This window comes from Streptomyces flavovariabilis, from assembly GCF_000725785.1.
GTDB classification, from domain to species: Bacteria; Actinomycetota; Actinomycetes; order Streptomycetales; family Streptomycetaceae; genus Streptomyces; species Streptomyces hawaiiensis.
The window spans coordinates 1-12488 of record NZ_JNXD01000025.1; the positions used below are offsets into that span (position 1 = coordinate 1).

At 72.0% G+C, this 12488-nt stretch carries 12 protein-coding genes and 1 pseudogene; 6 read left to right on the forward strand and 7 right to left on the reverse strand.

From position 1 onward, the window contains the following. The 3 genes from IO24_RS0133390 to IO24_RS0133400 form a co-directional block, all read right to left on the reverse strand. Positions 1–1031, reverse strand: a 1031-nt coding sequence (locus tag IO24_RS0133390) for a serine/threonine-protein kinase (protein ID WP_031142366.1), incomplete at its 3' end; no start/stop codon positions are given. Positions 1032–1110: 79 nt separating this feature from the next. Next, entirely contained in the window at positions 1111–1584 is a 474-nt protein-coding gene (locus IO24_RS0133395) for a MarR family winged helix-turn-helix transcriptional regulator (RefSeq protein ID WP_031142368.1), read from the reverse strand. Then, a complete protein-coding gene (locus IO24_RS0133400) occupies positions 1581–2228 on the reverse strand; it encodes a DJ-1/PfpI family protein (protein ID WP_031142370.1) in 648 nt (215 codons plus the stop codon). The genes IO24_RS0133395 and IO24_RS0133400 overlap by 4 nt, the downstream gene beginning before the upstream one ends. Before the next feature lie 161 nt (positions 2229–2389). Between IO24_RS0133400 and IO24_RS0133405 the strand changes: the two genes are divergently transcribed. The 3 genes from IO24_RS0133405 (at position 2390) to IO24_RS0133415 (ending at position 5337) form a co-directional block, all read left to right on the forward strand. Continuing rightward, entirely contained in the window at positions 2390–3745 is a 1356-nt protein-coding gene (locus IO24_RS0133405; protein WP_031142372.1) for an aspartate aminotransferase family protein, read from the forward strand. Positions 3746–3863: 118 nt separating this feature from the next. Beyond that, positions 3864–4565: a GntR family transcriptional regulator gene (locus IO24_RS0133410; RefSeq protein ID WP_031142374.1), complete on the forward strand. Its 702-nt coding sequence runs from the start codon at positions 3864–3866 to the stop codon at positions 4563–4565. A gap of 121 nt (positions 4566–4686) precedes the next feature. Further along, positions 4687–5337: a hypothetical protein gene (locus IO24_RS0133415; protein ID WP_031142376.1), complete on the forward strand. Its 651-nt coding sequence runs from the start codon at positions 4687–4689 to the stop codon at positions 5335–5337. A gap of 9 nt (positions 5338–5346) precedes the next feature. Here the strand turns inward: IO24_RS0133415 and IO24_RS41150 are convergent. Continuing rightward, a pseudogene (locus IO24_RS41150) lies at positions 5347–5638 on the reverse strand (hypothetical protein). 132 nt (positions 5639–5770) lie between these two features. Continuing rightward, positions 5771–7054: an adenylosuccinate synthase gene (locus tag IO24_RS0133425; RefSeq protein WP_031142378.1), complete on the reverse strand. Its 1284-nt coding sequence runs from the start codon at positions 7052–7054 to the stop codon at positions 5771–5773. A gap of 185 nt (positions 7055–7239) precedes the next feature. On the opposite strand from IO24_RS0133425, the gene IO24_RS0133430 reads away from it, so the two are divergent. Beyond that, complete coding sequence (locus tag IO24_RS0133430) at positions 7240–8121, forward strand: diacylglycerol kinase family protein (protein ID WP_031142381.1); 882 nt, start codon at positions 7240–7242, stop codon at positions 8119–8121. A gap of 60 nt (positions 8122–8181) precedes the next feature. Here the strand turns inward: IO24_RS0133430 and IO24_RS0133435 are convergent, their stop codons facing one another. Next, positions 8182–8679: a GbsR/MarR family transcriptional regulator gene (locus IO24_RS0133435; RefSeq protein WP_031142383.1), complete on the reverse strand. Its 498-nt coding sequence runs from the start codon at positions 8677–8679 to the stop codon at positions 8182–8184. Between the two features lie 73 nt (positions 8680–8752). Here IO24_RS0133435 and IO24_RS0133440 point away from each other — a divergent pair, with 73 nt between their 5' ends. Both IO24_RS0133440 and IO24_RS0133445 read left to right on the forward strand, forming a co-directional pair. Then, positions 8753–9667 carry an ABC transporter ATP-binding protein gene (locus IO24_RS0133440; RefSeq protein ID WP_031142385.1) on the forward strand — a complete coding sequence of 305 codons (915 nt, stop codon included), beginning with the start codon at positions 8753–8755 and terminating at the stop codon, positions 9665–9667. Beyond that, entirely contained in the window at positions 9664–11262 is a 1599-nt protein-coding gene (locus IO24_RS0133445; RefSeq protein WP_031142387.1) for an ABC transporter permease, read from the forward strand. Before IO24_RS0133440 ends, IO24_RS0133445 begins: the two co-directional genes overlap by 4 nt. Here the strand turns inward: IO24_RS0133445 and IO24_RS0133450 are convergent, their stop codons facing one another. Further along, positions 11263–12468 carry a cytochrome P450 gene (locus IO24_RS0133450; RefSeq protein ID WP_031142388.1) on the reverse strand — a complete coding sequence of 402 codons (1206 nt, stop codon included), beginning with the start codon at positions 12466–12468 and terminating at the stop codon, positions 11263–11265. Positions 12469–12488 lie beyond the last annotated feature (20 nt).

Consider the following 12488-nt stretch of genomic DNA (forward strand, 5'->3'; position numbering starts at 1 on the left):
CCCGGGGCGGGCCGGCCGTCCGGGCCGGAGCCCGGCCGGCCGGCGGGCTCGGCCGCGGGGCGCTCGGCGGCACCGGCCTGCTGTCCCGGAGCCGATCCGCTGCCCTCCCCCTCCGGGTCCTCCGCGTCCAGCAACCGCACCGCGTGCCGCCCCAGTTGGGCCACCAGCGCGCTGGGCAGCCACGGGTCGAGGGCGCGGCCGTCGGAGACGGTGTCGTCCGCGCCCGTGCGTTCCAGGACGCGGTCGAGGGAGGGCCGGGCGGCGGGGTCCTTGCGCAGGCAGTCCCGGACGAGGTCGGCGATGCCCTCGGGGACGCCCTCCAGGTCCGGTTCCTCCTGGGCGATGCGGAACATCAGGGCGTGCACGCCGCTGTTGGCGGTGCCGAAGGGCAGGGCGCCGGTCGCGGCGTAGGCGAGGACCGAGCCGAGGCAGAAGACGTCGCACGCCGGGGTGATGCGGTCGCCGCGCACCTGCTCGGGCGCCATGAAGCCGGGCGATCCGACGAGCGCGCCGGTGCGCGTGAGCCCGCCGTCCGTCACGGTCTCCAGGGCGCGTGCGATACCGAAGTCGATGACGCGCGGGCCGTCGATGGTGACCAGCACGTTGGACGGCTTCAGGTCGCGGTGGACGATGCCGGCGGCGTGGATGTCCTTGAGCGCGTGCGCGAGCCCGGCCGCGAGGATGCGGACCGTCCGCTCGGGCAGGGCACCGTGGTCGTGCCCGACGACCTGCTGGAGACTCGGCCCGGCGACATAGCCCGTGGCGACCCACGGCACCGCCGCCTCGGTGTCCGCGTCCAGCACCGGCGCGGTCCAGTAGCCGCCGACCCGCCGCGCGGACTGCACCTCCTGGCGGAACCGCTCCCGGAACTCCTCCTGCGCGGCCAGTTCCTCGCGTACGAGTTTCACGGCGACGGTTCGGCCGCGCTCCGAGCGGGCCAGATACACCTGCCCCATGCCCCCCGCACCGAGCCGCGCCAACAGCCGATACGCACCGATTCGTTGCGGATCCCCGGGCCCCAGCTTCTCCATCGCTCAGCCGCCTTCCCCCCACACGCGAGCAACAGACCGAGAATAGTGGGGGGCCGGGGCGGGGCGGCCCGGGCGATCCCTACGGTTCCGTAACAGGGTGCTGGGTGCCCGGCGGCCCCACCCGGTCGAGCACGTTCGACAGCCGTTCCAGCATCCGCACCGCCTCCGCCAGCTCCGCCTCTCCGAACGCCTCGGCGAGCCGGTCGGCGAACGCCGCGTGGCCCGGGTCGATCCGGGCGATCGCCGCACGCCCCTGCCCGGTCGGCGCGAGGAGCTTGGCGCGCCGGTGCGCCGGGTTCGGCCGGTACTCCGCGAGCCCCTTGTCGACGAGCAGGTCGGCGATGCGCTGCACGCTCTGCCGTGTGATGCCCATGGTGCGGGCGATGCCGGAGACGGGCAGCGGCTCTCCGAGGACCGCGCCGAGCACCTGCCACCAGGCGGCGGTGAGCCCGGCGGGCCGGGCCAGTTCCTCCGCCACCGCGAGGAACTGGCCGTTGAGCTTGAACACCCCGAGGGCGCTGCGGCTGAGGAGGTCCTGAGGCTCGCGGCTCACAGCGCGCCGGCCTTCTCCAGCACCCCGTACGCCTGCGCGTCGGAGTCGTGGAACAGCCGGTACCAGGCGTCCAGCACCTCACCCTCGTAGACCCCGAGCAGCCGGAGGATCTCGCGGGCGAAGGCGACGGGCTCGGTGGGGCCGGCCGTGATCAGGGTGCCGTCGGTGACCGCGTCCGTCTCGACGTAGCGCCCGGTGCCCGCGTAGCCGGTCGCGGCCAGGTAGAAGGAGACCGCGCTGGTGTGGTCGCGGTCGTCGAGCAGGCCCTCCCGGGCGAGTCCGGCAGTGGCGCCGCAGATGGCGGCGACCGGGACGCCCGCGTCCAGGAAGGCCCGGGCCGTGCGGGCGAAGGGGGCCAGCGAATCGCCCCCCGCAGCGGTAGCGGCTGATGTCACAGCCCACAGGTCGGCGCCCGGGAGGATCAGCAGCGCGCTGTCCTCGGGCCGTACGTCGTCCAGGGCCAGGTCGGGCTGGATGCGCAGTCCGCCGACGGTCTTCACCGGGGCGGTGGACGGGCCGACGGTGCGGATCTCGTGGCCGGCGCGGGCGAGCTGGGCCGTGGCGTGGCCGGTCTCCCAGTCGGCGAGGGTGTCGTAGACGGCGAGATGGACGGGCTTGCTGTGGCGGCCGGTGGTGGCGTTCATGGCTCCTCCTCGGTCCCGTGCGAGTATGACAACATCCTGTCACTACGACAGGAGGCTGTCAATAAGCTCCGCCTCGCCTGGACAACCTGTCGCGGTTTGCCGCAGACGCCAGACAGGCCGCCGATTTCACCGCCCTCTCCCCCGCACCTACGCTCGCCCGCATGACCCCTCAGCCGAACCCCGAAGCCGGCGCCGCCGTCAAGGCCGCCGACCGCGACCACGTGTTCCACTCCTGGTCCGCTCAGGAGCTCATCGACCCGCTCGCCGTCGCCGGAGCCGAGGGGTCGCACTTCTGGGACTACGACGGCCGGCGCTACCTCGACTTCTCCAGCGGGCTCGTCTACACGAACGTCGGCTACCAGCACCCGAAGATCGTCGCCGCGATCCAGGAGCAGGCGGCGCGGATGACGACCTTCGCGCCCGCCTTCGCGATCGAGGCGCGCTCGGAGGCGGCCCGGCTGATCGCCGAGCGGGCCCCGGGCGACCTGGACAAGATCTTCTTCACCAACGGCGGCGCCGACGCCGTCGAGCACGCCATCCGCATGGCCCGACTGCACACGGGCCGCCCGAAGGTGCTCTCGGCGTACCGCTCGTACCACGGCGGCACCCAGCAGGCCGTGAACATCACCGGCGACCCGCGCCGCTGGGCCTCCGACAGCGGCACGGCCGGGGTCGTGCGCTTCTGGGCGCCCTACCTCTACCGCTCCCGCTTCTACGCGGAGACCGAGGAGCAGGAGTGCGCGCGGGCGCTGGAGCACCTGGAGACGACGATCGCCTTCGAGGGGCCCTCGACCGTCGCGGCGATCATCCTGGAGACGATCCCGGGCACGGCCGGGATCATGGTCCCGCCGCCCGGCTACCTCGCCGGGGTGCGGGAGATCTGCGACAAGTACGGGATCGTCTTCGTCCTGGACGAGGTCATGGCCGGGTTCGGGCGGACCGGTGAGTGGTTCGCGGCGGACCTGTTCGATGTCACCCCGGACCTGCTGACCTTCGCCAAGGGCGTGAACAGCGGGTACGTGCCGCTGGGCGGGGTCGCGATCTCCGGCGCGATCGCGGAGACGTTCGGGAAGCGGCCGTACCCGGGTGGACTGACGTACTCCGGGCATCCGCTGGCGTGCGCCGCCGCCGTCGCGACGATCGGCGTGATGGCCGAGGAGGGCGTCGTCGAGAACGCTGCCCGGCTGGGCGCGTCCGTCGTCGGGCCGGAGCTGCGCGCGCTCGCCGAGCGGCACCCGAGCGTCGGCGAGGTGCGCGGCGTCGGCATGTTCTGGGCGCTGGAACTGGTCCGCGACCGCGAGACGCGGGAGCCGCTGGTGCCGTACAACGCGGCCGGTGAGGCGAACGCCCCCATGGCCGCCTTCGCCGCCGCCGCGAAGAAGGGCGGGCTGTGGCCGTTCGTGAACATGAACCGGACGCACGTCGTGCCGCCCTGCACCATCGGCGAGGCGGACCTCAAGGAGGGCCTGGCGGCGCTGGACGCGGCGCTCTCGGTGGCGGACGAGTACACGGTGTAAACATCTGTAAACCCGTCAGTAAGCGACACCCTTGGGCCACATTCGAACGCGTAAGGTGGCGGGCTCGTAGACATATACGCGCACGCCACCCGAACGCGACGAGGGAGACGCCCTGACCATGCCCGCCAGCTCCGGCAACGGCGCCGTGACACGCAGCACCCTGCGGCAGCAGATCGCCGACGCGCTTCGTGACGAGGTGCTGGCCGGGCGGCTCCAGCCCGGGCAGGAGTTCACGGTCAAGGAGATCGCCGAGCAGTACGGGGTGTCCGCGACGCCGGTGCGCGAGGCGCTCGTCGATCTCTCCGCGCAGGGGCTGCTCGACGCCGACCAGCACCGCGGCTTCCGGGTCCACGAGTACTCGGTCGACGACTTCCGCGGCATGATCGAGGCCCGCGGGCTGGTCATCGAGGGGATGTTCCTGGCGCTCACCGCGGGGCGCCCCAACGCGGTGCGGCCCGACGACCCCCGGGCCGCCGCCGTCGTCGCCGGGGTCCGCAGGCGCGGCGAGGAGGCGCAGCGGGCCGCCGCCGCCGGTGATCTCACCGTCCTCATCGGCTACGACCTGCGCTTCTGGCGCGAGCTCGGCGCCTGCTTCGGCAACCCCTACCTCGCCGACTTCCTGCACCGGCTGCGCGTCCAGACCTGGGTCTGCGCGGTGCAGCACCTGCGCCGGCTCACCGATCTGCGCGGCGAGCTGTGGGCCGGGCACAGCGAGCTGGTCGACGCCCTGATCGACCGTGACAACGACGCCGCCCGGGCGATCATCGCCGCGTACAACGCGCACTGGGTCACCCTGATCGAGCGGCTCGCCTCCGGATGACCTGCGTCGCCGCTGTCCGTATGGGTATGGGACATGCACGGCGGGAGCCGTGACCGCGGAGCACCGCTACCCTTCTTGACCATCGTGCCACCCGACCACCGCGCTGAGCGAGGAGCCTTCTTTGGCCTGTGACCTGTGGCTGGTACCGCTCGTCGACGTGTTGTGCCACACGCCGGACAACCCCTTCGCCGAGGAACTCGCGCAATACAACAAGGTGCTCACCGAGGCCGGGCTGCCCCCGGTGCCGGTGTACCAGTACATGCCGGGCCTGTCCGGCGAAGTCGCCCCGGTCGCGGGCTTCGACTACGACGCGCTGCACTTCCTGCGCCGCGCCTATCTGCTCCAGGTGTGCGGCCTGCCGGTGACGCCCGTGGACGAACTCGGCGGTGACTACGAGCAGTTGCTGGAGATGTTCGAGTCGACGGCCCAGCAGTCGCACCTGGTCTGGCATTACGACCACGCGGGCGCCTACGTCCCCGTCGACTTCCCCGGCCCGCTCGCCGACGACGATCTCCTCGCGGGCGGCGGCCCGCTGGGCTCCTCGCACGCCCTGCTGCGGGAACTGGAGCTGGTCGCCCCGGCCATCGGCATCGACCCGGCCAACCCGCCGGCGGCCCCCCAGCCGCCGCTCGCCCCGACGGAGCTTGAGGAACCCGCCGTACCCGCCCCGTACGACCCGAGTCCGTTCGCCCGTGAGCGGCACGTCTGGCTCGGGCTGCACGCGGCCGTGACCCGCAGCCTCGCCCAGGGGTCGATGATCGTCTTCAGCTGAGCCGTGCGCTCAGCGTCCCAGCTGGGAGAGGCCCTTCTGCACGTCCTCGACGTTCATCACCGGCGTGAAGGTGATCTCCGCGCCGAGGTGGAGGAAGAACGGTTCGCTGAGCACCGGCATCTGCGAGCTGTCCTGCATGTCGAAGACCAGGAAAGCGGTGCGCTTGCCGTGGTCGGAGGTGAAGCAGGCCGCTTCGGGTTTGATCTGTTCCAGCGACTCCTGGATCAGCTTCCCCAGTGCCGTTCCGGATCGCCTCGTTGGCCTTCTCCGTGTCCATGGACGCCTTGAGCAGTACGCGTATCGCACCCACCTTCTTCTGGTCGGCGCACGCGGGAGTGTTACTTCAGCGTATGCCCGTTCCCGGGACCTCTCCGCGCGGGAACGCGGGCCGCCCCCCGCGCGAACGGAGGGCGGCCCGCGGAGCGGGGTCGGATCAGATGAACGAGTTGATCTCGATCGTCTCGTCCCGGCCCGGGCCCACGCCGATCGCGGAGATCGGGGCGCCGGACATCTCCTCCAGCGCCTTCACGTACGCCTGGGCGTTCTTCGGCAGGTCGGCGAAGGTCTTCGCCTTGGAGATGTCCTCGTTCCAGCCCGGGAGCATCTCGTAGACCGGCTTGGCGTGGTGGAAGTCGGTCTGGGAGTAAGGGAGCTCCTCGACGCGCCTGCCGTCGATCTCGTACGCCACACAGACCGGGATCTGCTCCCAGCCGGTGAGGACGTCGAGCTTGGTGAGGAAGAAGTCGGTCAGGCCGTTCACGCGGGTCGCGTAGCGGGCGATGACCGCGTCGAACCAGCCGCAGCGGCGGTCACGGCCGGTGGTGACACCGCGCTCGCCGCCGATGCGGCGCAGCGCCTCGCCGTCCTCGTCGAACAGTTCGGTCGGGAACGGACCGGCGCCGACCCGGGTCGTGTACGCCTTGAGGATGCCGATGACCCGGCTGATCTTCGTCGGGCCGACACCGGCGCCGGTGCAGGCGCCGCCCGCGGTCGGGTTCGACGAGGTGACGAAGGGATACGTGCCGTGGTCGATGTCGAGCAGCGTGCCCTGGCCGCCCTCGAACAGGACGACCTTGTCCTCCTCCAGCGCCTGGTTGAGGACCAGGACGGTGTCGGCGACGTACGGCGCGAGCTTGTCGGCGTAGGCCAGCAGCTCCTCCACCACCTGGTCCACGGCGATCGCGCGCCGGTTGTAGAGCTTGGTGAGGATCTGGTTCTTGACGTCGAGGGCCGCCTCGACCTTCTGCGTGAGGATCGACTCGTCGTAGAGGTCCTGCACGCGGATCCCGACGCGGTTGATCTTGTCGGCGTATGTCGGGCCGATGCCGCGGCCGGTCGTGCCGATCTTCCGCTTTCCGAGGAAGCGCTCCGTCACCTTGTCGACCGTCACGTTGTACGGCGTGATGATGTGCGCGTTTCCGCTGAGGAGGAGCTTGGACGTGTCGACGCCACGCTCGTTCAGACCGCTCAGCTCGGAGAGCAGGACCGACGGGTCGACGACGACACCGTTACCGATGACCGGCGTGCAGCCGGGAGACAGGATTCCGGAAGGGAGGAGGTGCAGTGCATACTTCTGGTCACCCACGACCACCGTGTGGCCGGCGTTGTTGCCGCCCTGGTAGCGCACTACATAATCCACGGAGCCACCGAGCAGGTCGGTGGCCTTTCCCTTGCCTTCGTCACCCCACTGAGCACCGAGCAGCACAAGTGCGGGCACGCGCGTACACCCCTTCCGGGCGGGGCATGTCCATGGTCGAGGGCGAACACGGAGACAGGCAGCCGCGTACACCGCGACCGCCGTTGGCCGCCAACCGTCGGACCGGATGCCCCGGAATAGACGAAGCCCCTGGCGCAATAGCGCAAGGGGCTCTTGCACAAAGATGCTACCCGAGGAAGCGAGGCATGGCCGAGGTGGCGACTTCCGCGACGTCCGAGCAGCTGCTGGTGGTGGTCGACCCGGTCGCCCGTAGGTCGGACGGCGAGTCCGTCCGGATCGCGAAAGACGTGCTCGGCGCGGGTGCCGGCATGAAGCTGTGCCTGCCGGACGGGCCGGAGGAATTCGCCCGGGCACTGGCGCGGCGGGGCTCGCGGCGGCCGGTGGTGGTGGGCGACGACCGGGCCCTGATCCGCGCGGTGGCACTGCTGCACCGGCACCGGGAGCTGGCCGGATGCGCGCTGTCGGTGGTGCCGGTCGGGGGCGCGCAGTCCCTGGCCCGGTCGCTGGGGGTGCCGGCGGGGACGGTGGCGGCGGCACGGGCGGTGCTCGACGGCGTCGAGCGGCGCATGGACCTGATGGTCGACGACAGCGACGGGGTGGTGCTCGGCGCGCTGCGGATACCGCCGTTGCGGCCCTCCCCGGCCGGGACCGGCCCCGAGGCCGCGCCGGACCCGGACGACCTGCCGGGCCGCCCGTGGCTGCGGACCTGCCAGTCCCTGGTCCGGACGCTGGTTCCGGCGGGCCGCCCGTCCCGGCTCGCCGCCGCGCCCGAGCCCGGGCCGTCCCGGCTGCGGGTCGAGGTCGACGGGGAGATGCTGGTGGACCTGAACCAGCCGGTGGAGGCGGTGTCGGTGTCACCGACCGCGGCGGGCATCGCGTCGGTGGAGGTCAGACCCGTGTCGGTGGGCGCGGAGGCCTCGCCGCTGCTGGCGGAGGGCCGCACGGTCACGGTGTCCGGGGCGCACTTCCGCTACCGCGCGGACACGGTGGTGTCGGGGCCGGTACGGACCCGGACGTGGGTGGTGCGGGAGGGGGCGTGGGGGCTCACGATACCGGCGGGGCGGTGAGCCGGCCCTCGGCCATCTCCTCCTCGGTCATGGTGCGTCTCCCGCGCAACCGGCCTCTGATCACTCCGGTCCGAACGTCTGGGCCCGGTGCACCCGCCAGCGTTCCATCATCCCCACGATCTCGGCCTCGACGAACTCGAAGAACGCGAGCGTCTCGGCCATGCGGCGGCCGGCCGGGGTGCCGGCGCCGAGGCTGATGACGCCCTCGCGCAGGGCACCTTCCCAGCGCTTGATGACGGCCTCGCGGTTGGTCAGTGCCTCGTACCACTGGTTGCCGTGCACCCGGTAGCGCTCGCGGCGCGAACCGGGCTCCCGCTCGCGCGAGACCATGTGCTGCTGCGCCAGGTAGCGGACCGCCCCGGACACCGCCGCGGGACTGATCCGGAGCTGTTCGCCCAGCTCGGCGGAGGTCATCGCGCCCTCGTCCGAGGAGAGCAGCGCGGCGAAGACCCGGGCGGGCATCCGCGCCAGACCCGCCTCGACGAGCTGCGCCGCGAAGGACTCCACGAACCTCGACACGGCCTCCGCGTCCCGGCCGGTCCCGGTTGAATCCGTCATGGGCTCACCCTATCCGTGATTCACACCCTTCCTTAACTTCACAAATTTCTGAAGGAAGCGTACGTTCCGAAGCATGACGAAGGCCATCACCGTCTCCGGGCTGCACAAGTCCTTCGGGCGGACGCACGCTCTCGACGGGCTCGACCTGGAGGTCGACACCGGCGAGGTCCACGGCTTCCTCGGCCCCAACGGTGCCGGAAAGTCCACCGCCATCCGCGTTCTGCTGGGCCTGCTGCGCGCCGACTCGGGCGCCGCACAGGTGCTGGGCCGCGACCCCTGGACGGACGCGGTGGAGGTGCACCGCCGGATCGCCTACGTGCCCGGGGACGTGACGCTGTGGCGCAACCTCTCCGGCGGTGAGGTCATCGACCTCTACGGCCGGCTGCGCGGAGGGCTCGACACGAGGCGCCGCGCGGAACTGATCGGGCGCTTCGAACTCGACCCCACCAAGAAGGGCCGCACGTACTCCAAGGGCAACCGGCAGAAGGTCGCCCTGGTCGCCGCGTTCGCCTCGGATGTCGACCTGCTGATCCTGGACGAGCCGACCTCGGGCCTGGACCCGCTGATGGAGGAGGTCTTCCGGCGCTGCGTCGAGGAGGAACGCGACCGGGGCCGCACGGTCCTGCTCTCCTCCCACATCCTCGGCGAGGTCGAGGAGCTGTGCGACCGGGTGAGCATCATCCGCAACGGCCGTACGGTCGAGAGCGGTTCGCTCGCCGACCTGCGCCACCTGACCCGCACCAGCGTCGTCGCCGAACTCGCGGGCCCGCCCGACGGCCTGGCAGACCTGCCGGGCGTGCACGACCTGGACGTGCGGGGGCACCGCGTCCGGCTCCAGGTCGACACCGACCGGCTGGACGGCGTACTGCGGTCCCTGAGCGAGTCGGGCGTACGGTCCCTGACCTCGACACCGCCGACGCTGGAGGAACTGTTCCTGCGGCACTACCAGGACGAGACGGCCGAGACCGCCGAGGCGGCAGCCCGATGACGACCTTCGCGGTCAGGCCCGGCAGTTCGCGTCAACTGGCGGGAACGGGGACCCTGTTGCGTTTCGCCCTGCGCCGCGACCGGCTGATGATCCCCGTGTGGATCGCGGTGAACGCGCTGATGGTCCTCTCCATGCCGGGCACGCTGGAAGGCCTGTACGGCACCCCGGCCGAACGCGCCGACCTGCTCCGGCAGATGGAGACCAACTCCTCGCTGCGCGCAATGGTCGGCCCGGCCTTCGGCGACTCGCTGGGCGCCCTGACGGCCTGGCGCGTCGGCATCTACGCCGGTGCCCTGGCGGCCGTGATGAGCCTGCTGGTCGTCGTACGGCACACCCGGGACGAGGAGGAGAGCGGCCGTCAGGAGCTGGTGGCGTCCGGGATGGTGGGCCGCCGGGCCTCCCTGACGGCGGCCCTGCTGGCGGCCGCGGTCGCGAACGCGGTACTGGCGCTGCTGCTGACGGCCGGCCTGGCCGGACAGGGCACGGCCGGGGCCCTGGCCCTGGGGCTCGGGATCGCCGCAGTCGGGATGGTGTTCGCCACGGCGGCGGCGATCGTCGCGCAGCTGACCGAGAGCGCTCGCCTTGCCCGCGGCCTGACGGCGGCGGTGCTGGGCGCCGCGTTCGTGCTGCGCGCCGCGGGTGACTCGGCGACGGACGACGGGTCCTCGGTACTGACGTGGTCGTCACCGCTCGGGTGGCTGGAGAACCTGCGGCCCTACGCCGGCGAACGCTGGTGGGTGCTCGCGCTCCTCGCCGGGGCGGTCGTCCTCCAGGGCACTGTCGCCTACGCCCTGGCCGGCCGCCGGGACCTCGGCATGAGCTTCCTGCCGACCCGGCCCGGCCCGGCCTCCGGCCGCCTGGGCAGCGCGGGCGCCCTGGCCTGGCGGTTGCAGCGGGGCGGTGTGCTGGGCTGGAGCATCGGCTTCTTCCTCGCCGGCGTCGTCTACGGCGGCATGACCGAGGGCGCGGCCGACCTGGTCGGGGACAACGACAACGCCCGGCGGATCTTCGAACGGATGGGCGGACAGTCCGGCCTGACCGACGCGTTCCTGGCGTCGATGGTCGGCATGCTGGGGCTCGTCGCGGCGCTCTACATCGTGGCGTCGGTGCTGCGCCTGCACGCGGAGGAGACCTCGGGCCGGGCCGAACCGGTGCTGGCGAACGCGGTCGGGCGCCTGCGCTGGGCCGCCGGGCATCTGGCGACCGCCTTCGGCGGCGCCGCCCTGATCATGCTCCTGGCCGGACTCGGCTTCGCCCTCGGCTACGGCAAGGAGACCGGCCCGATCCTCGGGGCGTGCCTGGTGCAGCTTCCGGCGGTGTGGGTGATCGGCGGCGTGGCGGTGCTGCTGCACGGGGTCCTGCCCCGGGCGGCCATGGCGGCGTGGGGCGTCGCGGGGGCGGTGCTGCTGATCGGCTGGGTCGGCCCCGCGCTGGACGCACCGCAGGTGGTGCTGGACGTCTCGCCGTTCGGGCACCTGCCGAAGCTGCCGGGCGGATCCATGGAGTGGGGGCCGGTGCTGACCCTGACCGGCGTGGCGGTGGTGCTGGTGGCCGGGGGGCTGGCGGGGTTGCGGCGGCGGGACATCACGACGTGATCAGCCGACCTCGACAGCCAGCCCTTCCAGCCCTCTGATCACGAAGTTCGGCTTCCTCTCGGGTTCGGCGGCAAGCCGCAGTGTCGGCGCCCGCTCCAGCAACGCACCCATCGAGGCCGCCAGTTCGATGCGGGCCAGCGGTGCGCCGATGCAGTAGTGGATGCCGGCGCTGAAGGAGATGTGGGGGTTGTCCGTGCGGGTGAGGTCGAGGGCGGACGGGTCTTGGAACACCGTCGGGTCGTGATTGGCGGAGCCGAAGAGCATGGCGATCTCCGCGCCACGCGGGATCGTCGTGCCGGCGATCTCGATCTCGTCCAGGACCCAGCGTTCGAACAGCTGGAGCGGGGTGTCGTAACGCATCAGCTCCTCGATCGCGGAGGGGATCAGCGTGTGGTCCGAGCGCAGCAGCTCCAGCTGGGACGGGTTGCGGAACAGGGCGTACCAGCCGTTGACCGTGGCGTTCACCGTGGCCTCGTGGCCGGCGTTGAGCAGCAGGACGCAGGTGGAGATCATCTCCTGCTCGGTGAGCCGGTCGCCCTCGTCGTGCGCCTCGATGAGGCCCGAGACGAGGTCCTCGCCCGGCTCCTTGCGGCGGGCCGCGATCAGGTCGCGCAGGTAGTCGGAGAACTCGACCGACGCCCGGACCGCCCTCGCCGCCGTGTCATCGGACGGGTTCAGCTCGTACATCCCGCAGATGTCCGCCGACCAGGGGCGCAGCGGGGCCCGGTCGGACTCCGGGATGCCGAGCATCTCGGCGATCACCGCGACGGGGAGCGGCTCGGCGACGTCCTTCAGCAGGTCGCCGCCGCCCGCCGCGACCAGCCCGGACGCCAGTTCGTCGGCCAGGCCCCGCACATACGGCTTCAGCCGCTCCACCGTGCGCGGCGTGAACGCCTTCGACACCAGACGGCGGATCCGGGTGTGGTCCGGCGGCTCCAGGTCGAGCATCCCGTGGTCGTTGAGCGTGTGGAACGGCTCGTGCTCCGGCGGGGGTGCCGTGCGGCCGAACTCCTCGTGCGTGAACCGGTGCTGGTACGTCCGGCCGAGGCGCCGGTCGCGCAGCAGCGCCGAGACGTCCGCGTGGTGCGGGACGAGCCACTGGTTCGTGGGCTCGAACCAGTGCACGCGGCCCTGGGCACGCAGCTCGGCGTAGGCGGGGTACGGGTCGGTGAGGAACGCCGGGTCCCAGGGGTCGAATGCAGCCATGCCGGGACGCTAGCCCCAGA

What these genes read in the sequence shown, in the direction of transcription:
- IO24_RS0133400 (WP_031142370.1), bottom strand. Translation starts at nt 2,228, where the DNA reads ATGAACGCCACCACCGGCCGCCACAGCAAGCCCGTCCATCTCGCCGTC.
- IO24_RS0133405 (WP_031142372.1), top strand. Translation starts at nt 2,390, where the DNA reads ATGACCCCTCAGCCGAACCCCGAAGCCGGCGCCGCCGTCAAGGCCGCC.
- IO24_RS0133410 (WP_031142374.1), top strand. Translation starts at nt 3,864, where the DNA reads ATGCCCGCCAGCTCCGGCAACGGCGCCGTGACACGCAGCACCCTGCGG.
- IO24_RS0133430 (WP_031142381.1), top strand. Translation starts at nt 7,240, where the DNA reads ATGGCCGAGGTGGCGACTTCCGCGACGTCCGAGCAGCTGCTGGTGGTG.
- IO24_RS0133435 (WP_031142383.1), bottom strand. Translation starts at nt 8,679, where the DNA reads ATGACGGATTCAACCGGGACCGGCCGGGACGCGGAGGCCGTGTCGAGG.
- IO24_RS0133440 (WP_031142385.1), top strand. Translation starts at nt 8,753, where the DNA reads ATGACGAAGGCCATCACCGTCTCCGGGCTGCACAAGTCCTTCGGGCGG.
- IO24_RS0133445 (WP_031142387.1), top strand. Translation starts at nt 9,664, where the DNA reads ATGACGACCTTCGCGGTCAGGCCCGGCAGTTCGCGTCAACTGGCGGGA.
- IO24_RS0133450 (WP_031142388.1), bottom strand. Translation starts at nt 12,468, where the DNA reads ATGGCTGCATTCGACCCCTGGGACCCGGCGTTCCTCACCGACCCGTAC.